Genomic DNA, 21,931 nt, shown 5'->3' with positions numbered 1-21,931 from the left:
TACACATAGTAGCGTTAAAAATTTAATAAAATAACTAAGCATATAGCTAAAAGCTAAAAGCATAAAGCTAAGTTTATGGAAACAAAAACGAAACAACAAACAGAATCAGAAACAACACAGAGTGTAACCATTACAGGTGCAGAAGCTGTAGTAAAATGTTTACTAGCAGAAGGAGTCGATTTGTTATATGGGTATCCAGGAGGAGCTATTATGCCTGTATATGATGAGTTGTATAAATATAAAGATAAACTACATCATGTATTAACACGTCACGAGCAAGGAGCAACGCATGCGGCACAAGGATATGCCCGAGCTACAGGTAAAGTAGGAGTAGCGATAGCAACTTCAGGTCCAGGAGCGACCAATTTAATCACAGGAATTGCTGATGCGCAGATAGATTCTACCCCAATGGTATGCATTACAGGACAAGTAGGAGCACATTTATTAGGTTCTGATGCGTTTCAAGAAACGGATATCGTTGGAATTTCAACTCCAGTAACGAAGTGGAATTATCAGATAACTAAAGCGAGTGAGATACCCGAAGTAATGGCGAAAGCATTTTACATTGCCCGCTCAGGAAGACCAGGACCTGTTTTGGTTGATATTACTAAAAATGCGCAGTTTGAAGAGTTTGATTTTGAATATAAAAAATGTACTTCAGTGCGAAGTTATCAACCTGTTCCGAATATGAATATGCAAAGCGTTGAAGCAGCTGTTGAGTTGATTAACAATGCTGAAAGACCGTTTGTTGTCTGGGGGCAAGGAGTAATACTTGGAGAGGCAGAAGAAGAATTCAAAGCCTTTATTGAGAAAGCAGGAATACCATCGGCAAGTACATTATTAGGCTTATCAGCTTTACCAACTAAACACCCTTTGTATGTAGGTATGGTAGGAATGCATGGTAACTACAGTCCGAATAAACTTACCAATGAATGTGATGTGTTAATAGCTATCGGAATGCGTTTTGACGATCGTGTTACAGGGGATTTGAACCGTTATGCGAAACAAGCTAAAGTGGTGCATTTTGAAATAGATCCTGCGGAAGTTGATAAAAACGTAAAAACAGATGTAGCTGTTTTAGGAAACGTAAAAGAAACCTTAGCGGCAGCACTTCCTCTTTTAGAAGAAAAATCACACAAAGAGTGGTTACAAGAATTTAGAAATCTCGATGCAGTCGAGTTTGATAATGTGATAAAAAATGATTTGTTTCCAACCAAAGAAGGTTTAACAATGGGAGAAGTTATCAAGCAAATAAATGAAGCTTCTGAAGGAAAAGCTATTGTAGTTACCGATGTGGGGCAACATCAAATGGTAGCAAGTCGTTATGCGGAATTTAATCAAACAAAAAGTAATATTACTTCAGGGGGATTAGGAACTATGGGTTTTGCTTTACCTGCGGCAATTGGAGCAAAAATGGGAACCCCAGAACGTGAGGTGGTTGCTGTTATTGGTGACGGAGGTTACCAAATGACCATACAAGAACTCGGAACTATTTTACAAACCAAAGCAGCAGTTAAAATTGTAGTACTGAATAATGAGTTTTTAGGAATGGTACGACAATGGCAGCAGTTGTTTTTTGACAAACGATATGCTTCTACAGTAATGACAAACCCTGATTTTGTTGTCATTGCTAAAGGATATCATATAGCAGCTAATAGAGTTACTAAAAGAGAAGAATTAGTAACAGCTGTTCAAGAAATGATGCAATCCAAAGAAGCCTATTTCTTAGAGGTTTGTGTAGAAAAGGAAGATAATGTATTTCCAATGATTCCAACAGGAGCATCAGTATCTGATGTTCGATTAAAATAAGAAAATATGAATACAAAAAACACCTATACAGTATCAATTTATACAGAAAATAATGTTGGATTGTTAAACAGAATATCAGCAATATTTCAACGAAGACATATCAATATTGAAAGTATCAATAGCTCGTCATCAGAAATTAAAAGTGTATCAAGAATTACACTTTTAGTGAAGGTAACCGAAGAGCAAATCAAAAAAATCATTGGTCAAATAGAAAAGCAAGTAGAGGTAATCAAAGCTTTTTATCATACGGATGAAGAGACGATTTACCAAGAATCGTGCTTATTCAAGCTAAGTACGGATTTGCTAACAGATAATGATGAAATTCAAACAATTATCAATCAAAGTAAATCAAGAGTTATCAATGTAAATAAAAACTTTTTTGTTCTTGAAAAATCAGGAACCAAAGAAGAAGTCGAAGAACTATATCACATTTTAGATAAGCATGGTATCATGCAATTTGTTCGGTCTGGTAGAATAGCTATTACAAAAGATGAAATGCCAGTATCAAAATTATTACAATTAATAAAAGCATAAACAAACAACACAAATACAATAGAAATGAAAAATTATTTCAACCAATTATCATTAAGAGAGCAGTTAGAACAATTAGGAAAATGTAGATTTATGAATGCTGAAGAGTTTTCAGAAGGAATAGCTGCATTAGAAGGAAAAAAAGTGGTAATTGTAGGATGTGGAGCACAAGGATTGAATCAAGGGTTAAACATGCGTGATTCAGGATTAGATATTTCATATGCATTACGAGAAGCAGCTATTAAAGAAGAACGTCAATCCTATAAAAATGCAACAGAACACGGTTTTGAAGTAGGTACCTATGAAGAACTAATTCCTACTGCTGATTTGGTGTGTAATTTAACACCAGATAAACAGCATACTCAAGTTGTAAATGCAGTAATGCCATTAATGAAGTCAGGAGCGACTTTATCATATTCTCACGGATTTAATATTGTTGAAGAAGGAATGCAAGTCCGTAAGGATTTAACCGTAATTATGGTAGCGCCTAAGTGTCCTGGAACAGAAGTAAGAGAAGAATACTTGAGAGGATTTGGGGTACCTACATTAATTGCGGTACATCCAGAAAATGATCCAGAAAATAAAGGATTGGCACAAGCAAAAGCCTATGCTTATGCTACAGGAGGTCATAAAGCAGGAGTGTTAGAATCGTCGTTTGTTGCTGAGGTAAAATCAGACTTAATGGGTGAACAAACCATTTTATGTGGAGTGTTACAAACAGGGTCAATTTTATCGTTCAATAAAATGATAGAAGAAGGAGTAGAGCCCGCGTATGCTTCTAAGTTAATTCAATACGGATGGGAAACAATTACCGAGGCATTAAAACACGGAGGAATAACTAATATGATGGATCGTTTATCGAATCCTGCAAAAATTAAAGCCTATCAACTTTCTGAAGAATTAAAAGAAGTATTGGCTCCGTTATTCAACAAGCATATGGATGATATTATGTCAGGACATTTTTCAAAAACTATGATGGAAGATTGGGCAAATGATGATGTGAATCTATTAACATGGAGAGCAGCTACTGGAGAAACGCAATTTGAGAAAACAGCTGCTACTTCTGAAGAAATTTCAGAACAAACCTATTTTGATAAAGGAACTTTATTAGTTGCTTTTGTAAAAGCAGGAGTTGAGTTGGCTTTTGAAACCATGGTGAAATCAGGAATTATCTCAGCATCGGCATACTACGAATCGTTACATGAGTTACCGTTAATAGCCAATACGGTAGCACGTAAGAAGTTGTTTGAAATGAATCGTATTATTTCTGATACTGCTGAATACGGATGTTATTTATTCGACCATGCAGCAAAACCAATATTAGCTGATTTTATGAAATCAGTAAGTACAGATGTTATTGGAAAAGAATACAGTACTACGAATGAGGTAGATAATCTTGAATTAATAAAAGTGAATAAAGCAATTTGCAATCATCCTATTGAAAAAGTAGGTGCAGAATTGCGAGAAGCAATGACTGCTATGAAGGTAATCAAAACCAATGTCAGTCAAGAAGAACCCGTTTTAGCATAAATAGTATGGAAGTTCAAAAAGAAACGTATTTTCCTAAATTAGAAGCAATAGAGCAAGCTGCTACAACTTTACAAGAAGTTGTGGCGGTTACTCCGTTGCAAGAAAATTTCAACTTATCTAGACAATTCGGTGCAAATATATTTTTAAAAAGAGAAGATTTGCAGCAAGTTCGTTCGTATAAAATTAGAGGAGCTTACAATAAAATTAGTTCTTTAACAGAAGAGGAACTGGCAAATGGAATTGTGTGTGCTAGTGCAGGAAATCATGCACAAGGAGTTGCCTTAGCATGTAGAAAAAAAGAAATCTACGGAACTATTTATATGCCTGCACCAACACCAAAACAAAAGGTAGAACAGGTGAAAATGTTTGGTGGTGATTTTGTAGATATTCGATTGATAGGTGATACGTTTGATGACGCTTATAAAGCAGCAAAACTCTTATCGGATAGTTTACAAAAAACGTTTGTACATCCGTTTGATGATGAAAAAATTATTGAAGGACAAGCCACTGTAGGCTTAGAGGTTTTAGAACAAGCACAACAACCTATAGATTATGTTTTTGTACCTGTTGGTGGTGGTGGATTGGCTTCTGGTTTATCAAGTGTTTTTAAATTGTTGTCACCAAAAACAAAGATTATAGGAGTAGAGCCAGCTGGAGCACCTTCTATGAAAAAGTCGTTAGAAGAAAACAAAAATGTCGTACTAGAAAATATAGATAAGTTTGTTGATGGAGCGGCAGTACAGCAAGTAGGGGAGTTGACCTATAAAATTTGTAAAGAAAATTTATCGGATATGATTACCGTTCCCGAAGGAAAAGTGTGTCAAACTATCTTAGAAATGTATAACAAAGAAGCAATAGTAGTTGAGCCTGCCGGAGCTTTGACGATAAGTGCACTTGATTTTTACAAAGAAGAATTGAAAGGTAAAAATGTAGTGTGTGTTATTAGTGGGAGCAATAATGATATTACTCGTACCGCTGAAATAAAAGAACGTGCATTGTTATACAGTAAATTGAAGCACTATTTCATTGTTCGTTTTCCACAACGTGCAGGTGCGTTAAAAGAGTTTGTAGCTGAGGTATTGGGTGAAAATGATGATATTACTTTTTTTGAATACTCTAAAAAGACCAATAGAGAAAATGGTTCTGCTGTTGTTGGTATAGAACTAGAGAGAAAAGAAGATCTACAACTATTAATTTATCGAATGAAACAGCGAAACTTTTATGGTGAATACCTAAACGATAAACCTAATTTATTTGAATTCTTAGTGTAATATAAATACGACTGTATAAAATGTCATTCCGAACGAGGCACGAGGAGGAATCTCATACAAATGAGAAACAAATATTCAAATGATTTCTCCCTTTGGTCGAAATGATGTTTTATACAGTCTTATTTTTGACCAAGATATACCCAATGGTCATTTTCTTTACAAAAAACAGAGTTTTCGTGAATCACATCTATACTGCCGTTTTCCATAAAAAAAGCTTTAAACTCAACAGTGGTTTCTGTAGTGTGCAGCACATCTAGCTTTATCCAATTAACAGTTTTTGTCCAAGCTAAAATCTCTTTCTTTTCTCGCTTAGAAGGTCTGGTGCTGCTATGGTGACTTTTTTGTAAGTAATCAATATTTGCTAACACAAAAGCACTATATCTTGAACGCATTAAAGCTTCAGCTGAGGTAACTGAATGAATGTTTTGATGTGCTTTTTGACAGCAATCGCAATATTGTTTGTTAGGGTTACATGGACACTGCATACTAATTAATTGATTAATTCAGGTTGTTCTTGTACTCTAAAGCAACGTTCTTCACCAAGAAATAAAGGATTTCCATGTTTTTCAGACCAAAATCCGTCTAAAATATCTTTAGAAAGACAAGAATATACTACTACACCTTTGTAAATAGTGTTATCATCACCTAAGTAGTTAAAATTGATAGCTAAAATATTATTCTTAAAGAAGCCAGTTCCAAACTGTTTCTGTTCGTTGTTGATTAACCATTTGGCAACTATTCTGTTATTTTCGTCAAGAGTCAAAGAAAGTGTTCCTTTATACGTATTAGTACTTTCGTCTTGGTTGCTACCAATAATGTTGTAGGTTCCTATTAAATCTTCTATCGTCATAAATCTTCTTAAAAATGCAAAAATAAGAATAAATTAAGTGGAGGTTATAATTAGTTTAGCACGATAATATTTCGTATATTTTCGAGTGTTTTATACTAGTTATCAATACTATGGAGTTTATAGATTATTACAAAGTTTTAGGAATAGATAAAACAGCGACTGCTGCTGATATTAAAAAGGCCTACCGTAAACTAGCCAGAAAATACCATCCTGATACGAATCCGAATGATGAGGAAGCTAAGAAAAAGTTTCAGCAAATTAATGAAGCAAATGAAGTGTTAAGTAATCCTGAAAATCGAAAAAAGTACGATGAGTATGGTGAACATTGGCAACATGCCGATGCTTATGAAGAAGCTAAAAAACAACAAGGGTATCAAAGCGGATTTGGTGGAGGAGGTTCTTATCAACAATACTCATCCTCAGATTTTGATGGAACTGATTTTTCTGATTTCTTTAATTCTGCCTTTGGAGGTGGAGGAAGAAGAGGTTCTAGCAGACGTTCATCTCAATTTAGAGGTCAAGATTTTAACGCTACGTTGCACTTGAACTTAAGAGATGTATATACATCACAAAAACAAGTATTGACGGTAAATGACAAGAAAATACGAATTACGATTCCCGCTGGAGTAGAAAATGGACAAACCATTAAGATAAAAGGACATGGAGGTGAGGGATTGAACGGAGGACCTAAAGGAGATTTATACATTACTTTTGAAATAGCTCCGGATATAAACTTTAAACGTGATGGTGCTGATTTGTACACAGAGCAAACTATTGATTTATACTCAGCAGTGTTAGGAGGAGAGGTGGTTATAAATACTTTTACAGATAAAGTAAAGCTGAAGGTAAAAGAAGGAACTCAAAATGGAACCAAAGTTCGATTGAAAGGTAAAGGCTTTCCGAAGTATAAAAAAGAAGGTCAGTTTGGTGATTTATATGTTACTTATAAGGTGGATATTCCAACGAATTTAACAGATGAACAGCGCGATTTATTTACAAAACTTTCTAAAATAAAATAATAAGATGAGCAACAAAGAACTAATAAGTATACAGAAAGTGATTGTTCATCATAATTTAGATGAACAATTTATAGAGAGTATTGAGTCTTTTCAATTAATAGAATTTGTGGTAAAAGACACAGATAAGTATGTGTATGTAGAACAACTACCAACTTTAGAAAAAATTATTCGATTGTATTACGATTTAGAGGTGAATATGCAAGGGATTGATGTGATTAATAATATGTTGGATAGAATGGATATGATGCGTAAAACCATTCAACAATTAGAAAACAAGCTTAAATTATATGAGTAAAATAGGGTTAGAAAACCTATTGATTAAAAACTCCAAACGATATCAATGATAAAACATATTCAGATAAAGTTTGGAAGTTTTTATTAGGCTTACTTGTCTTCTACAATTTGATCACCACGATACGTGTGGTTTTTATCTTTGTATAATAAAGAGTGTTTTTCACTTGAAGGACCAAAAGTAGCTACATCTGCTCCTTTTAATAATTTTCCGGAAGCAAATACATGATTTTTGTCTTTTGAATAATAAGAAACTTCAAAAATACTGAACGTTTCAGGATCAGCTTCTTCAATAATTCCCCCAAAATAAAACACATGATTTTTGTCTTTAGCGTAAGGAAATTGAATGACTTTAAAAGAAGAAATATCCGCATTTTCAATTTTAGCTCCATCATAAATAATGTTGGAATCAAACAATAAATATTTGTCTTCTAAGATTGTTAAATCCTCAATGTTTTGGTAAGGGATTGATGTTAGAGAGTCTACCTTTTTACCGTTTTTATATTCTTGAAAGTCGTGAACTCCATTTTTATCAACAATATATCGATCATTGATTTTTTTGCTTGTTGTAGGGTCTATTGTTGTGGCAACTAATAATTCGTAGCTTTTTAGTAAATACACCTGATTTTGGTCTTTGGCAAAGCTTTTATTCAAAACTTTAAAAGAATCATAATCTACATTTACTGGAACGTAATTATAAAAATAATGTTTATCGTCTTTAGACCAATCCTGATCAATTTTTTGAAATGTTTTAGGATTGGCTTTTGCTACCTTCCATAGATGTTTTTTCTCTTGATGTAATCCATCTATTTCTTGTGGCATGTAGTTTATAGCAATATATACATGGTCTTTGTCAAAACAGGTGTAATCGTCTTTAGCTACATAAAAAGTAGCGACATCTACCTCATTATCTATAATATTAGTCTTGAAGTATAAATGATTTTTGTCTTTTCCAAAGTCTCTTCCTAAAACCTTAAAACTTTTAACATCGGCATTTAGATTGGTGTTTCCTAATGAAAACCAATTTCCCATAGGAGAATAACGAATTTCTTTTTTTGATTTTGAGTAGTAATACGAATCTGAAATAGATTCATCAACAGGACCATCAAAAGGACTACAAGCTTGGGCAATAATTGCCATTATAAACAAGGACAATTTTGCTATAGGGGAGTGTTCAGCTCGTGTAATTTTCTTTATCATAAAATTCAAAATAAGTATAATTATGATGATTGATATATAGGGATATTGTGTAATTAAGTTCATTAAGCAACTTAGTTTTCTGTTGGTGTTTTTACTATTTTCTTTATTCAAGGAAAGAATAAAAAAAGTAGTAGCAATTTTTATTCTTTTCTATTTAGCAAAAGCTAAGATAAAACAAAAAACCGTACAAAAATGTACAGTTATAAGGTGTGTTATTGGGTTTGATATGAAATTTTTGAACCCGAATAATGGGATATATAGTATTAATATTTCGTTTTTAATCAAAATAATTATCAGATTTCAATAATCCTTTTTTTTCTGATTCCCATATCATTGATAGAATCTTCCACTCATCATTTATTTTGACTAGCTGAAAATTAATGATTCATTTTTCCACATCAATAAGTATTTCGTAACACTTTCATTCGGTTGAATTCGGTCAATTTTTATCACGTCTAGTTTTTCCGATGTTGTAAATTCTACATTAGTTATCGGTTCGCTTGATTCGTTTTTAATTTTTACTTCAATTCCGTTTTTTTTGAACATAAAACAAGAGTTCAATGATAGAATAACCAATATTACGAGCAATTTTTTCATATTGAGGAAAAAGGACTAGATTATGAGTAGTTGCGTGGGTTAGTTCTTAACTTTGCAAGTACGCACCAAGCTGAAAATCCGTGAGTCCCGAAGCTTCGGGATTCAGAAGTAGGCGAGAACAAGCAATTACTTATAGCCATTGTTACCTGCAGTATTTTTTGTTTTTTTGTTGCTTTTAACTTGCCTTTTCGTAGTAGCCACATAAATCGTAAACGATACATTCTTCGCAATTTGGCTTTCTCGATTTGCAGATGTTCATTCCGTGCTGTATGAGCCATTCGTGAGCGTGCTTTTTGTATTTTTTCGGTGTCAGTTCGTTGATTTCGTCAGCGGTCTGTTCATTAGTTTTGGTGTCCACAATTCCAAGTCGGTTCAAAACTCTGTGGACGTGTGTGTCAACTGCGATGGTGTCGCCACCAAAGTTAAAGTTCATTAAGATGTCCGCACATTTTCGTCCAACGCCTTGTAATTCCAAAAGTTTTTTTTCAGTACGTGGGACTTTCCCATCGTGATTGTCAATCAGTTGTTGGCACATTTCCTTTAGATGTTTTGTCTTTCTGTTGTAGTGTGCAACCGGCTTAATCAACTCGGTCAGTTCATCATCGCTTAAGTCCAATATTTCTTTTGGCGTTGTGGCTTTTTCGTAAAGAGCATTGCAAGCTCTGATTACCCTTTTTGTGTGGGCCATTGTCGAGAGCATTACTGACACTAAACTTTTAAAATCGGTACTGTTCAGTCCGTTTTTTTTCCACTCGTTGTCGTTTTCAGCGAAGATATCGTATTCGTCGCTTAATTTCTCGTAAATTTTTTCAATTTTTTTTTGCCACTTTTCAAATGTTTAGTTTAGTAATTGATTAATAATTATGTTTATTTTATCTATCTGTTCTTCCTCTGTATTTTGCTCGTATATGCTGACAATAATCTCTTTTTTTCTCTTATCGTTTACAGCTTGAAATTTGTCAAGTACGCCTGCATCTTTAAAACATTGAAAAATTTCTAAATCTTCGTTTATTCTATTTTTTGTGTGTAAAAATAATGTTACCATAACTTTGTCTCCACCACCTTTGCCAATCTCATCTCTGATTTCCTTGTTTATGGAAATCATTTTATCCTTTTCCTTACGAGGTGCCAAATTCATTGGTTTTAACTCGTAATTATCTATTCTGCCTGAAACTTTTAGTGAGCCCCATTTGCCCTCAATTTCGGCAGTATTTGGAATAACAATATGATAGGTCCAAGCACCTTTGCCTCGTTCATATATTAGTTCGAGTTGTTTATTGTCAATCAGTTTTTTCAATCTACATCCGTTTTTTATCCTTGCTTGCATATAACCGTATTTGTGTATGAGTATTAGCGAAATTTTTGCGATCACTTTCGGTAAGTAATTTACAAAATAAAAAAGAATAGCGACTTGAATTAAAAAACCAAGTCGCTATTACTTATACTCGCGTTGTTGTAATTAGTTTTTTACTTTAACTTTTCTAGTAATAGTTCGGCAACTGGTTCTGAAGATGCAGGATTTTGTCCAGTTATTAATAAACCATCTTCGACCGCATAAGGACTCCAGTCTGCTTTTTTAGTGTAAATTCCACCATTACTCTTTAACATTTCTTCAACCAAAAATGGAACAACAGAAGTTAGTTGAACAGCTTCTTCTTCTCCGTTTGTAAATCCAGTTACTTTTTTCCCATTAACCAAAGATGTCCCATCCGTATTTTTTGTGTTTTTAAAAACTGCAGGAGCGTGACAAACAGCAGCAATAGGTTTATTGTTGTTGTAAAAATCTTCTATTAAAGCAATGGAGTTTTTATCTTCAGCTAAATCCCATAAAGGACCGTGTCCACCAGGATAAAATACTGCGTCATAATCTGCTTGATTAACAGTTTCCAATTTTATTGTTTTAGATAAGATCTCTTGAGTTTCTTTATCATCATTAAATCTTATGGTTGCTGGAGTTTGGAAATCTGGTTCATTACTTTTTGGGTCAATTGGAGGTTGTCCTCCTTTTGGAGATGCCAAAGTAATTTCAATTCCTTTATCTTTTAATAAGTAATAAGGTGCTGCAAATTCTTCAATCCAAAAACCAGTTTTCAATCCAGTATCTCCTAAATCTTCGTGATTAGTTAATACAAATAATACTTTTTTCATTGTTTTGCTTTTTTTTGTGTTAATACTTAATTTTTTTTCATTAGAATTATTTTCTTTTGTGTTTTTACCACAAGAGGAAAATAAAGCTAAAGCGATTATAATTGTTGTTATTCTTTTGATTAGAGACAAAATTACTGTCAAATTAAGTACTGAAAATTGATGTATGGTAATAAAATCAATTATGAGATATTTCTTTTCTAATTCTACTTAAGCTTTCGGTAGTAATTCCTAGATAAGAAGCTATATGGTAATTTTTTACAGCCTGTTCAATATTTGGGTAAGTGCTAATAAAAGAAACGTATCTTTCTTTAGCTGATTGGGCTAAATTTGCTAATATTCTGTTTTGAAAGCTAGCAAAAGCTCTTTCCATTTTTTTTCTGAAAAAAGTTTCTAATTGTGGAATCTCTACAAATAATTCTTCCATACTTTTTTTGGAAATTTCATATAAAGTTGCTTCCTGAATAGTTTCAATATACATAATCGCTTTGGATGCCGTGAAGAAAGCCGTATAATCGCTTATCCACCAATCATTAATGGCGAATTGCAAAGTATGTTCTTTACCAGATTTGTCAATAAAGTAAGTTCTTAAACATCCATTGTAAACATAATATTGATTGTTCACTTTATCATCTGCTTTTAATATTGTAGTCCCTTTATTTAACTTGAGTTTTTTAAGTTTACTTTCAATAAGATTCATTTCTTTTTTTGAAAAAGAAATGCCTTTAAAAATTTCTAATATTATTGAATTTTCGATGTTCATTTAAATTACTCGCAACGTTAAGTATATGAAGCGTAGCGCCCGAATGGGAGCTATGATTTTATAAACAGTGTTATGAGCTTTTTTACATTCTTCATTGTCACTGGAAAATTGTCCATGCTTAAGTCTCTTATCTCCATTCCAAGGCCCCTTATTTAGTTCTACATTTGTAGTGTAACAAAAATAAGTCAAAATGAAATTTAAAAGTTTAATCAAATTAAGTAGCCTAGTTCTAATTCTAGGGATAACAATTCAAGCATTTTCTCAATCTAAAAAAAGTAATATTATGGACAACACAAAAAATGAAAACATCGGATTATTAGTAATCATGAAAGCGAAAGAAGGTAAGGAGCAAGAAGTGAAAGAGTTTCTTCTAGGTGGTTTATCATTGGTAAATGCAGAACCAAAAACTGTATCTTGGTTTGCATTTCAAATAGATGAACAAACTTTCGGAATTTATGACACATTTGAAACTGAAGAAGGCAGACAGGCACACTTAAAAGGAGAAGTGGCAAAAGCCTTATTGGCCAATGCTGGAGATCTTTTAGAAGGTTTTGATGCTAGCAGAGACATTAAGACTGTTGATGTTCAAGCAAGTAATCATAAAGTGGGTGATCAGAATAACGGATTGTTGGTGACTATGAAAGCCAAAGAAGGAAAGACATCTGCAGTAGAGGATTTCTTACAAGCGGGCAAGTCATTGGTAAGTTCTGAGCCTGCAACTTTATCTTGGTATGCTTTTAAAATCAATGAAGAAACCTATGCCATTTTCGATACGTTTGCAGATGACGCTGGCAGAGATGCTCATTTATCAGGGAAAGTAGCAGCAGCGTTGATGGAGAATGCACCTGTAATTTTGGAAGGCTTTGATGCTTCCGCAATTCAAAAAATTAACATTCTAGCTTCAAAATAAATATTTGACTTAAGAAAGGAGAGGAGTGCTTTTGGCACTCCTTTTTTTTTAAATTTGAATGAGCTAAAAAATAAATTTAGTATGGCCCAAATAATTATAGACAAACAAAACGGGGAACTTGCGTTTAGATTAGAAGAGTTAAACGACCTAAGCCAGTTTGATCATTTACAAAGAAGAAATTATTATTCTATCGTTTTGTTATGTGGAATTAGCTATGAACTAAGCGTTGATTTTCAAAGTTTTGAATTGCATGGAAATCAAATGATTTGTTTGGCTCCGTATCAACCTTTCATGATACGTTCTGAAGAAAAGTGTCAGGGTTATTTATTGAATTTTCATCCCGATTTTTTTTGTACATATAGACATCAAAACGAAATAGAGACCGAGGGATTCCTTTTTAATAATTTTCATGGTTTACCCTATTTTACTGTAAACGAGCAAAGCCTATTTCTTAATTTGATTGATCAAATTTCGAAAGAGATGGACAAAGACTCTATCGCTCAGCATGAAGTTCTTGTGGCATTTTTAAAAGTGTTTTTAATAGAAGCGGTCAGACATAAGAAACAATTTGATCAAGAATTGACTCCCAGATCGTCAGATTCAAAAACAGAAATTTTACAAAATTTAGTCGATGCAATTGAGAGTAATTATTGCAAACTCCATTCTCCCCAAGAATACGCAGATGAACTAAGTGTAAGTCCTAAAACTTTAGCCGGTATCGTTAAGAAATACCTCAATCAAACGACTTCATCCTTAATTTCAAATAGGATCATTATTGAGGCGAAACGAGAACTTTATCTAACTTCTAAACCAGTGAAACAAATTGCTGCTTTTTTAGGTTATGACGATGAATTCTATTTCAGTCGTTTTTTTAAAAAGAAGGTAGGAGTATCACCTGATATTTATCGTAAGACAGTTGGTTTTGCTAAACTAGAGTCTAATTAATTGTTCATAACGGTTTGTGTATGATTAGTGACGTGATTTCAGCACCTAACTAAGCAAATAAAAACCGAATAGCAAATTTGCGAGGATTTTCAGAAGTGGGCGAAAACAAGCAATTACTTATAGCCATTGTTGTGTGTAGTTTTTATTCTTTTTTATATTCTAAAATATCTCCTGGTTGACACTCTAAAGCCTCACAAATTGCCTCAAGTGTTGTAAATCGTATCGCTTTTGCTTTACCTGTTTTTAATATCGAAAGATTTGCTGGTGTAATTCCGAGAATTTCAACCAATTCTTTCGATTGCATTTTTCTTTTGGCAAGCATTACATCTAAATTAACTACAATAGCCATAATTATATAGTTAATTCGTTCTCCTCTTTTAGAGTTATCCCTTCTCTAAAAATGTCCGCTAAAAAGTACATCAGATAACCTAAAATTATAAATACTATTAATTCAGTTGACAATAAGTCAATTACTCTATTAGATGTTTGTGCCCAAGCTAAAACAGCAATATCAATAATCAGTGTTCCGAATGCAAATGCAAGAAATGATTTTCCTGCTCTTTTAAAAGCTGAACTAACTTCTTTTTGAAAAATGTTTTTTTCTGCAAACAATTTTGCCGTTTTATTCAGTTGGTAAAGTCCTAAAAATATGAACCCAAATACAATAATGTAAGCAATGGCAAAAATCAAATAAGCTGTTATTGAAATTTCTACATCACTATTCATCAAGTTTACTTTAGAGAAAAAGGGCTCTTCTGGCAAATTCCACTTTCTTATTAATTGAAAAGTCCATTGTAAATACTCAATTAATTTTATTCCTGCGAAAACAATTCCAAAAATGTAGATTGTGTTGAAGGCTTTAATTCCTTTGTCCGTGTTTTTTGTTTTATTGTTCATTTTGATTAATTTTATTATTGCAAATCTATAATAAATTATCGAAAAACAATAATTAAATGTTTAAAAAGAATAATTTAATTTGTATTCTATTGATTTTCAAATGTTTATTTTTTTGGTCGAATTACACACAACGGTTTTGTATATGATACGTTGCGTGGTTTAGCACGTAATTTAGCAAATAAAAACCGAATAGAAAATCCGCGAGGATTTTCGTAAGTAGACTAGTACTAGCAATGGATTATATACGTCTTAAGTTAGCAATTGTTTAAATTTAGTAATAAAAACCAGAAAGAAAAAAGCGTAGAGTAAGGTTATGATATACGTTGAAACCTAGATTTCGTCAACATTGATAGTCCCTACGCTTTACTACTTTAAATTCGTTCAGTTCTGTGAGACCAAGATCTCGATTTCAAGTTGTTGAATTGATAATAGTTATTTTTCTTTCCAATCCTTTTTTCTTATGAGTAAAAATAAACAATTTTTAGGAATCGATGTAAGTAAAGATGTTTTAGATGTGTATGATTATCAAGGTAATTGGTATCAGTTTACAAATAACACATCAGGCTTTAAAGAGCTGTTGTTAATCACAAGTGATTTAACTCATTGTATAATGGAAGCCACAGGGTATTATCATGTACGATTAGCTTATTTTTTAACAGAAAAAGGAGTTTTGGTATCTGTAGAAAATCCGTTGAAGATAAAACGTTTTATTCAAATGAATTTATCAAAAGTAAAGACGGATAAGAGTGATGCAAAGCAGCTATATAATTATGGTGTAAGTCAAGCCCCTTCTATATGGAAAGGAGAAAGCAAGGAACAACAAGAATGTTTACAAATAGTACGTTTGTTGAGTGTTTATACGAAACAATCTACTCAATTAAAGAATAAGCTTCATGGCGAATCAGTATTAGGAACTCCATCAAAATTGGTAGTTAGTTCCTTAAAAAGGCAACTAAAAAATATACAAAAAGAGATGGTTAAATTAGAAGATTTGTTGCTAGAGAATGTAAAAAAGAGCTATCAAGAAGAGGTGACTTTATTAAAGTCTATTCCAGGAATAGGAGGTAAAACAGCATTAATGTTATTAGTTTTTACCGATGGATTTAAGCGCTTTACTTCGGCAAAGGAGCTGTGCAGTTACGCAGGTATAACTCCTGTTATTAGAGAGTCAGGCAGTAGTATAAAAGGAAGACCTCGAATAAGTAAAATGGGTAATCCAAAGCTTAGAAATTTATTGTTTATGTGTAGTTTTAATGCTTGTAAATACAACAAAACATGTAGAGAACTTTATGACCGAATTGTAGCTAAGGGTAAGAGTAAAAAACTTGCTTTAATAGCGGTGTGTAATAAGCTACTAAAACAAGCTTTTGCAATAGTAAAAAGTGGTTTGCCTTATGATGCAAATTATAAAAGTACTTTGGTTTAAAAAAGTATAAAATTTACTTGTTTTTTACCTCAGTTCTTTGTTGTAAACAGTTATTTATTCAGTTGTTTATTAAATTCAGATATTATTTTTTTCAATTCAGCTCCATAAATCAATTCAGCATTTTCGTAAGATTGATTTTTACATAATTCAAGAAACTTTTTTTTGTCAAGCAAAATCAAATACTCAACAAATGCTCCAGCAACTGGATATAAAATTTGTTCGGAATAGTTATTTCCATTATTCCAGAAATCCTTAATGTCAATCTTTTGGTTTTGGGTTTCCTTTTTGGCTTTTTCTAATCTGTTCATATTAGTTTGGTCAAAGTAAACTCCAATTCCCTCATTTATTAGTCTATTTCTCTTATTTGCTTTGTCCAACCAAAAAGAGATACTATGTGTGATTTCGTGTCCTTTAGTTTGATTGTCTCTATTATACGAAATACAATATTTTGGTTCTGTAAAACCCAATGATTTGTTTAAGACTTTAATTGCCTCTTCATTCGATTTCCAAACGAAAAAATCAATTTTTTTAGGTAATTCCGATTGAAAAAAAGCATTGATATTTGAAAACGCTTTTTGTCTTTCAGCAATATATTTTTCTTTATTAGGAATTGAATTGCTATTTTGAAAATGGAAAATGATGTTTTCTGTTTCCATTATTTCCCAATTCTCGTATACTTTGTCAAACCCAAACAACAAGGCTAAACCTCTCAATTTTTTCGTAGAATTTTTAGTTCCTTTGTATTCTAAAGATTTTTTATAGTATTTTTTTGCTTGTTCAATTTTCCCAATAGCGAAATTTGATTCCATTAATTCAATATTCGCCCAAGCGAATTGCCAATCCTGTTTCGCACAATTTATTGCTTTTTCTAAATAAGTGTTGGCATTTTCAAATTTATTAAGAAAGTTATATGCTTTTCCAATTCCTAAAAGTCCGTCAAAGTCATTTGGTTCAGATTCGAGCACTTGCTTGCCTAATTCAATTACTTTTTCAAACTCTTTGTTCTTGAAAGCATTGCTCATTTCAGATTTTTGAGAAAAACCGAAAGCACAAAATGCAATTAAAAATATTATTTGAAGTAAGAGTTTTTTCATAATTGTTTACAACGGTATCGGCTATGAGTAGTTGCGTGGTTTAGCACTTAACTTTGCAAGTAGACACCAAACTGAAAATCCGCGAGGATTTTCAGAAGTAGGCGAGGACAAGCAATTACTTATAGCCATTGTTGTGTAGCGTTTTTATAATTTAATTGTCGTATCTTTTTTTAATTCGGTAAGAATTTCGTTTTCAGATCCAATTCCTTTTTGAAAAACTAACTCCATTACAGTTCCAGATGATTTTTTAAATCTTTTTTCAAGTGCAGTAGCATTTCGAAGCATCAAAGCAGTATCATTAATTTTGTCAATCATTTCTTTTATTAATTCCAATGCTCTTAAATCACTTATTTCTTTCCAGTCTTTTAATTCAGGCATTGCTATAATCCGAACAAAATCATCCAATCCGTCACTTCTCCAATAATTTTCTAATTCATATCGAGTAATTTCCTTATCCGAAAGCTTTTTTATTTGGGATATAGCTAATTCAATATCCAAATTTCCGTTTTCTAATTCCAGAATAATTCTCTTTATTGATTCAAAATTTTCAAGATTCATTCGTTTGTTTTTAATGTCTAGTCCTGAAATATGGCTACAGGTTAAAATTGATTTAGGCTGTTAATTTGTATACCATATTTGGTGTTTTATAATCTAAAGATACATGTAATCTAATTTGGTTGTATAGATTAATAGCACTTTTTGTAGCTTTTTTTGCGTGTTGTACGCTATTAAAGGTTTGGTCGAGATAAAACTCGTCTTTTAGGATGCCGTTTACACGTTCAGCAATAGCATTTTCGTAGCAATGATTTTCTTCTGTCATACTAATTTTGATATTTTTTCTCTTTAAAATTTGCGTGTATAGATTGCTACAATACTGTATTCCTCTGTCCGAGTGGTGTATAAGGTTCTGAGTGTTTTTAGCTTGATATAAAGCCTTTTTAAGCGCTCTGACACAACCGCTAAGCTCAAGGCTATCACTAAGGTCATAGCCAATGATTTTCCTTGAATACATGTCGGTTATGAGCGCCAAGTAACAAAATCCTTTTACGGTTCTGATATAGGTAATATCAGATACCCAGACTTGATTAGGTCTATTAACAAGTAAATCTTTGATGATGTTTTTATGTTTATAAAACCTATGAAAAGAGTTGGTAGTTCTATAGCTAGGTTTCTTTCTGGTTATAAGCATATTGTGTTTTCTAAGGATGTTGAAAAGCGTGTCTCTGCCTACTTTGAGGTTAGCTTTATCAAAATCGTTTTGTAAAGATATTTTGAGTTTACGTACACCTTCTCTAGGCAAGGATCTACGTTTTTGGTTTACAATTTGAATGACCTGTTGTTCAAGTTTTAAACGTTTATCAGCTCTGTATTTATACTTGTAATAAGCATCACGTTTAATCCCGAAAGGCTTACAAATAGTGGTTAAAGACGCAAATCCTTTAGCTTTGTCTTTAGTTTTACTTACCGCTCTATATTTAACTTTTTTTTTAGTTCGGCAACCGATTTATAACCAAGGTCTTCTGCAGCAACTTCCAGGTATGAATCTTGAATCATGGCATCCAGATCTTTCTTTAACAAGAGTTTTTTAAGTTGTTCAATCTCTTTTTGAAGTTCTTTTATACGTGTTATTTCGTCTTTGGTTTTCACTGTTATTCTAGTGTTCATAAGGTCTTTACGGTTGTACTTCCTGATCCATTCATTAATGGTAGTTGGTGCAATACCATATGCCTTACCTAATTGATACTTGTTTAGTTTTCCAGTTGTAAGTTCGTCTAAAATTTTCAGTTTAAAAGGTTCTGAATACCGTCTGATGACTTTGTCGTTTTTATACATAATGTTTAAAATTATGTAGCCTTTATTCAGGACGGGTCATAATGCTACACAACGGTTTCGTATAACCGTCAGTTACGGGTTAAAGTACGCAAATTTTTCGGTTTAGCACTGATGTTAGCAATTCCGAGTGGATTCGGACGTAGTCGAATCCGCCGTAATTGCGGTTATACATCTTAAGTTAGCAATTGTTTAAATTTAGTAATAAAAACCAGAAAGAAAAAAGCGTAGAGTAAGGTTATGATATACGTTGAAACCTAGATTTCGTCAACATTGATAGTCCCTACGCTTTACTACTTTAAATTCGTTCAGTTCTGTGAGACCAAGATCTCGATTTCAAGTTGTTGAATTGATAATAGTTATTTTTCTTTCCAATCCTTTTTTCTTATGAGTAAAAATAAACAATTTTTAGGAATCGATGTAAGTAAAGATGTTTTAGATGTGTATGATTATCAAGGTAATTGGTATCAGTTTACAAATAACACATCAGGCTTTAAAGAGCTGTTGTTAATCACAAGTGATTTAACTCATTGTATAATGGAAGCCACAGGGTATTATCATGTACGATTAGCTTATTTTTTAACAGAAAAAGGAGTTTTGGTATCTGTAGAAAATCCGTTGAAGATAAAACGTTTTATTCAAATGAATTTATCAAAAGTAAAGACGGATAAGAGTGATGCAAAGCAGCTATATAATTATGGTGTAAGTCAAGCCCCTTCTATATGGAAAGGAGAAAGCAAGGAACAACAAGAATGTTTACAAATAGTACGTTTGTTGAGTGTTTATACGAAACAATCTACTCAATTAAAGAATAAGCTTCATGGCGAATCAGTATTAGGAACTCCATCAAAATTGGTAGTTAGTTCCTTAAAAAGGCAACTAAAAAATATACAAAAAGAGATGGTTAAATTAGAAGATTTGTTGCTAGAGAATGTAAAAAAGAGCTATCAAGAAGAGGTGACTTTATTAAAGTCTATTCCAGGAATAGGAGGTAAAACAGCATTAATGTTATTAGTTTTTACCGATGGATTTAAGCGCTTTACTTCGGCAAAGGAGCTGTGCAGTTACGCAGGTATAACTCCTGTTATTAGAGAGTCAGGCAGTAGTATAAAAGGAAGACCTCGAATAAGTAAAATGGGTAATCCAAAGCTTAGAAATTTATTGTTTATGTGTAGTTTTAATGCTTGTAAATACAACAAAACATGTAGAGAACTTTATGACCGAATTGTAGCTAAGGGTAAGAGTAAAAAACTTGCTTTAATAGCGGTGTGTAATAAGCTACTAAAACAAGCTTTTGCAATAGTAAAAAGTGGTTTGCCTTATGATGCAAATTATAAAAGTACTTTGGTTTAAAAAAGTATAAAATTTACTTGTTTTTTACCTCAGTTCTTTGTTGGCTACAGTTTTTTCTTTTCCGTTTTCACTTTTGTTCAGCCATTTCAAGCTTAATTTTATTCCGATTAAAATACTAATTCCCCCAACAAATAAATTCGTGCTTTCTCCATCAAATGTTTGATTAAAAACTCCGACAACTATAACATTTACAAGTCCCGAACTTATCCACCAAAAAGCAATAAATTGAAAAAAATTAAAACTCTTTGAGAATTTAAAAGTAATAGGATTTTCATTCCAATTCGGTTTTTCAAATTTGAATCCGAATAAACTCCAAAATTTTGAGATTAAGGGAAGGAATAGAGCAAAGAATAAAAAAGTCAGAATAATAGTTACGATGTGAAAGTCATTTTTTGATTCAGTTTCCCCATTAAAACTCAGAAGAGATAATGATAAAACACAAAGAATCATAATCACTAAACTTTTTATTTTTCCGATTTTATTCCAATTTTTCATTTTTTGCGTGTGATTGGTAATTGTAGCCAACGGTTTAGGCTATGAGTATTTGCGTGTATTAGAATTTAACTTTGGAAATACAACCAAACTGAAAATCCGAGAGGATTTTCAGAAGTAGGTGGGACTAAGCAATTACTTATAGGCATTGTTGGCAATATTTTTTTATCTGGTTATGTGATTCTTTTGAAATATTATTTTCTTATCCTAAAGAAAAAACGTTGCTCCAATTCTAATTGTATTTATATCATTTGTAAAATTAGGATACCACCCTGTGTTGACTTTAAATTTATTTGGGGTAATTATGTAGTTAAAGTTAACTTCAGCTTGCCAAATAGTGTCAAAATCAAACATTGTAACAATAGGATTTAAAAACACAAATGCTTGTTTACTAAAACTTAAGCTCATGTTGGTTTGAAACCCTAAACCACTTTCTTTAGGCTCTGTTAAATACACATAATTAACTCCAGGAAACAAGGATATGTTTTTATTCAAAACAAGCCCGACCACTCCACCTACCGCAATAGACCAGGTGTCAGAGCCAAGACCCTTTTCAGCTGAACCTGTTGGAATTGTAATATCAGTAAATGGCGCAATGGCTATAATAGTGCTTGATATATTTCTTTTTACTACGTTAAAGTAACGCAATCTAACATCTGAAAGCCCAAATTCATTTGTTGCATCATTATACAATAGCGGTACTTCTCCTAATAAAAGATTATTAGGATTGAAAGCATATTGAAAATTAACTCTTGTACCATAAGTTGCAAAACCGTCATAAGCGTTATATTCACCTAATGTGTTAATTTGTGTGTAAAGATTAGTAGGCTTGGAAGGGTCTATTTCTTCTTTTGTATTTTGTGCTTTTATACTATGAAAACAGAAAGCTATCAAGATCAAACTTAAAAATTTATATTTCATATTATTTATTTTTGAGAGAATTCTTTAGTAAAAGACTAATAACAAGACAACAATTAT

General features: G+C 32.5%; 26 protein-coding genes. 10 read left to right on the top strand and 16 right to left on the bottom strand.

The window, feature by feature from the left end:
• The first annotated feature begins 75 nt into the window (after positions 1-75).
• Genes ilvB through ilvA form a run of 4 tightly spaced genes read left to right on the top strand, consistent with a single transcriptional unit; the run spans position 76 to position 5,141 of the window.
• Positions 76-1,809: a biosynthetic-type acetolactate synthase large subunit gene (gene ilvB / locus ACR9ES_RS02445; RefSeq protein ID WP_435254967.1), complete on the top strand. Its 1,734-nt coding sequence runs from the start codon at positions 76-78 to the stop codon at positions 1,807-1,809.
• Positions 1,810-1,815: 6 nt separating this feature from the next.
• The gene (ilvN, locus tag ACR9ES_RS02440) at positions 1,816-2,343 is read left to right on the top strand and encodes an acetolactate synthase small subunit (RefSeq protein WP_299002316.1); all 528 of its coding nucleotides are present in this window, start codon (positions 1,816-1,818) and stop codon (positions 2,341-2,343) included.
• A 24-nt stretch (positions 2,344-2,367) separates the two neighbouring features.
• Positions 2,368-3,870 carry a ketol-acid reductoisomerase gene (ilvC, locus tag ACR9ES_RS02435; RefSeq protein ID WP_435254966.1) on the top strand — a complete coding sequence of 501 codons (1,503 nt, stop codon included), beginning with the start codon at positions 2,368-2,370 and terminating at the stop codon, positions 3,868-3,870.
• A 5-nt stretch (positions 3,871-3,875) separates the two neighbouring features.
• Positions 3,876-5,141 carry a threonine ammonia-lyase IlvA gene (gene ilvA, locus ACR9ES_RS02430; protein ID WP_435254965.1) on the top strand — a complete coding sequence of 422 codons (1,266 nt, stop codon included), beginning with the start codon at positions 3,876-3,878 and terminating at the stop codon, positions 5,139-5,141.
• A gap of 119 nt (positions 5,142-5,260) precedes the next feature.
• Here the strand turns inward: ilvA and ACR9ES_RS02425 are convergent, their stop codons facing one another.
• Complete coding sequence (locus tag ACR9ES_RS02425) at positions 5,261-5,626, bottom strand: YchJ family protein (RefSeq protein WP_435254964.1); 366 nt, start codon at positions 5,624-5,626, stop codon at positions 5,261-5,263.
• Between the two features lie 5 nt (positions 5,627-5,631).
• Positions 5,632-5,991, bottom strand: coding sequence for a hypothetical protein (locus ACR9ES_RS02420; protein ID WP_435254963.1), 360 nt, complete (start codon positions 5,989-5,991; stop codon positions 5,632-5,634).
• Positions 5,992-6,101: 110 nt separating this feature from the next.
• On the opposite strand from ACR9ES_RS02420, the gene ACR9ES_RS02415 reads away from it, so the two are divergent.
• Positions 6,102-7,010 carry a DnaJ C-terminal domain-containing protein gene (locus tag ACR9ES_RS02415; RefSeq protein ID WP_435254962.1) on the top strand — a complete coding sequence of 303 codons (909 nt, stop codon included), beginning with the start codon at positions 6,102-6,104 and terminating at the stop codon, positions 7,008-7,010.
• 4 nt (positions 7,011-7,014) lie between these two features.
• A complete protein-coding gene (locus tag ACR9ES_RS02410; protein WP_299002328.1) occupies positions 7,015-7,305 on the top strand; it encodes a chaperone modulator CbpM in 291 nt (96 codons plus the stop codon).
• 89 nt (positions 7,306-7,394) lie between these two features.
• On the opposite strand, the gene ACR9ES_RS02405 is transcribed toward ACR9ES_RS02410, so the two are convergent.
• The 6 genes from ACR9ES_RS02405 to ACR9ES_RS02380 form a co-directional block, all read right to left on the bottom strand.
• Complete coding sequence (locus ACR9ES_RS02405) at positions 7,395-8,441, bottom strand: DKNYY domain-containing protein (protein ID WP_435254961.1); 1,047 nt, start codon at positions 8,439-8,441, stop codon at positions 7,395-7,397.
• Positions 8,442-8,867: 426 nt separating this feature from the next.
• The gene (locus ACR9ES_RS02400) at positions 8,868-9,047 is read right to left on the bottom strand and encodes a hypothetical protein (protein ID WP_274633800.1); all 180 of its coding nucleotides are present in this window, start codon (positions 9,045-9,047) and stop codon (positions 8,868-8,870) included.
• Between the two features lie 226 nt (positions 9,048-9,273).
• Positions 9,274-9,798 carry an endonuclease III domain-containing protein gene (locus tag ACR9ES_RS02395; RefSeq protein ID WP_435255616.1) on the bottom strand — a complete coding sequence of 175 codons (525 nt, stop codon included), beginning with the start codon at positions 9,796-9,798 and terminating at the stop codon, positions 9,274-9,276.
• A 138-nt stretch (positions 9,799-9,936) separates the two neighbouring features.
• Positions 9,937-10,425, bottom strand: a complete 489-nt coding sequence (locus tag ACR9ES_RS02390) for a DUF1905 domain-containing protein (protein WP_435254960.1) — start codon at positions 10,423-10,425, stop codon at positions 9,937-9,939.
• A 140-nt stretch (positions 10,426-10,565) separates the two neighbouring features.
• Positions 10,566-11,366 carry a type 1 glutamine amidotransferase domain-containing protein gene (locus ACR9ES_RS02385; protein WP_435255615.1) on the bottom strand — a complete coding sequence of 267 codons (801 nt, stop codon included), beginning with the start codon at positions 11,364-11,366 and terminating at the stop codon, positions 10,566-10,568.
• 55 nt (positions 11,367-11,421) lie between these two features.
• Positions 11,422-12,006 (bottom strand): Crp/Fnr family transcriptional regulator, encoded by a 585-nt coding sequence (locus ACR9ES_RS02380; protein WP_435254959.1) that lies wholly within the window; start codon positions 12,004-12,006, stop codon positions 11,422-11,424.
• Between the two features lie 283 nt (positions 12,007-12,289).
• On the opposite strand from ACR9ES_RS02380, the gene ACR9ES_RS02375 reads away from it, so the two are divergent.
• Positions 12,290-12,916: a putative quinol monooxygenase gene (locus ACR9ES_RS02375; protein WP_435254958.1), complete on the top strand. Its 627-nt coding sequence runs from the start codon at positions 12,290-12,292 to the stop codon at positions 12,914-12,916.
• 81 nt (positions 12,917-12,997) lie between these two features.
• Positions 12,998-13,861 carry a helix-turn-helix domain-containing protein gene (locus ACR9ES_RS02370; RefSeq protein WP_435254957.1) on the top strand — a complete coding sequence of 288 codons (864 nt, stop codon included), beginning with the start codon at positions 12,998-13,000 and terminating at the stop codon, positions 13,859-13,861.
• Between the two features lie 142 nt (positions 13,862-14,003).
• On the opposite strand, the gene ACR9ES_RS02365 is transcribed toward ACR9ES_RS02370, so the two are convergent.
• On the bottom strand, positions 14,004-14,210 hold the full coding sequence (locus ACR9ES_RS02365; protein WP_435254956.1) for a helix-turn-helix domain-containing protein: 207 nt from the start codon (positions 14,208-14,210) through the stop codon (positions 14,004-14,006).
• A 2-nt stretch (positions 14,211-14,212) separates the two neighbouring features.
• Positions 14,213-14,758 (bottom strand): DUF2975 domain-containing protein, encoded by a 546-nt coding sequence (locus tag ACR9ES_RS02360; protein ID WP_435254955.1) that lies wholly within the window; start codon positions 14,756-14,758, stop codon positions 14,213-14,215.
• Positions 14,759-15,218: 460 nt separating this feature from the next.
• Here ACR9ES_RS02360 and ACR9ES_RS02355 point away from each other — a divergent pair, with 460 nt between their 5' ends.
• Positions 15,219-16,184, top strand: coding sequence for an IS110 family transposase (locus ACR9ES_RS02355; protein WP_435254953.1), 966 nt, complete (start codon positions 15,219-15,221; stop codon positions 16,182-16,184).
• A 50-nt stretch (positions 16,185-16,234) separates the two neighbouring features.
• Here ACR9ES_RS02355 and ACR9ES_RS02350 read toward each other — a convergent pair whose 3' ends face one another.
• The 4 genes from ACR9ES_RS02350 to ACR9ES_RS02335 all read right to left on the bottom strand — a co-directional run bounded on the left by ACR9ES_RS02350 (position 16,235) and on the right by ACR9ES_RS02335 (position 19,111).
• A complete protein-coding gene (locus ACR9ES_RS02350; protein WP_435254954.1) occupies positions 16,235-17,278 on the bottom strand; it encodes a tetratricopeptide repeat protein in 1,044 nt (347 codons plus the stop codon).
• A 144-nt stretch (positions 17,279-17,422) separates the two neighbouring features.
• Entirely contained in the window at positions 17,423-17,836 is a 414-nt protein-coding gene (locus tag ACR9ES_RS02345; RefSeq protein ID WP_073153808.1) for a hypothetical protein, read from the bottom strand.
• Between the two features lie 52 nt (positions 17,837-17,888).
• Positions 17,889-18,782 (bottom strand): IS3 family transposase, encoded by an 894-nt coding sequence (locus tag ACR9ES_RS02340; protein WP_435255614.1) that lies wholly within the window; start codon positions 18,780-18,782, stop codon positions 17,889-17,891.
• Positions 18,740-19,111 (bottom strand): transposase, encoded by a 372-nt coding sequence (locus tag ACR9ES_RS02335; RefSeq protein ID WP_099570149.1) that lies wholly within the window; start codon positions 19,109-19,111, stop codon positions 18,740-18,742. Before ACR9ES_RS02335 ends, ACR9ES_RS02340 begins: the two co-directional genes overlap by 43 nt.
• 384 nt (positions 19,112-19,495) lie before the next feature.
• Between ACR9ES_RS02335 and ACR9ES_RS02330 the strand changes: the two genes are divergently transcribed.
• The gene (locus ACR9ES_RS02330) at positions 19,496-20,461 is read left to right on the top strand and encodes an IS110 family transposase (protein WP_435254953.1); all 966 of its coding nucleotides are present in this window, start codon (positions 19,496-19,498) and stop codon (positions 20,459-20,461) included.
• Between the two features lie 24 nt (positions 20,462-20,485).
• On the opposite strand, the gene ACR9ES_RS02325 is transcribed toward ACR9ES_RS02330, so the two are convergent.
• Both ACR9ES_RS02325 and ACR9ES_RS02320 read right to left on the bottom strand, forming a co-directional pair.
• The gene (locus tag ACR9ES_RS02325) at positions 20,486-20,956 is read right to left on the bottom strand and encodes a hypothetical protein (RefSeq protein ID WP_435254952.1); all 471 of its coding nucleotides are present in this window, start codon (positions 20,954-20,956) and stop codon (positions 20,486-20,488) included.
• A 204-nt stretch (positions 20,957-21,160) separates the two neighbouring features.
• Complete coding sequence (locus ACR9ES_RS02320) at positions 21,161-21,874, bottom strand: hypothetical protein (protein WP_138259773.1); 714 nt, start codon at positions 21,872-21,874, stop codon at positions 21,161-21,163.
• Positions 21,875-21,931: the final 57 nt, after the last annotated feature.

The organism is Tenacibaculum sp. A30, from assembly GCF_051200845.1.
GTDB lineage: Bacteria > Bacteroidota > Bacteroidia > Flavobacteriales > Flavobacteriaceae > Polaribacter.
Note: the sequence above shows the minus strand (reverse complement) of the source record. Positions and strands in the feature narration are given on the sequence as shown.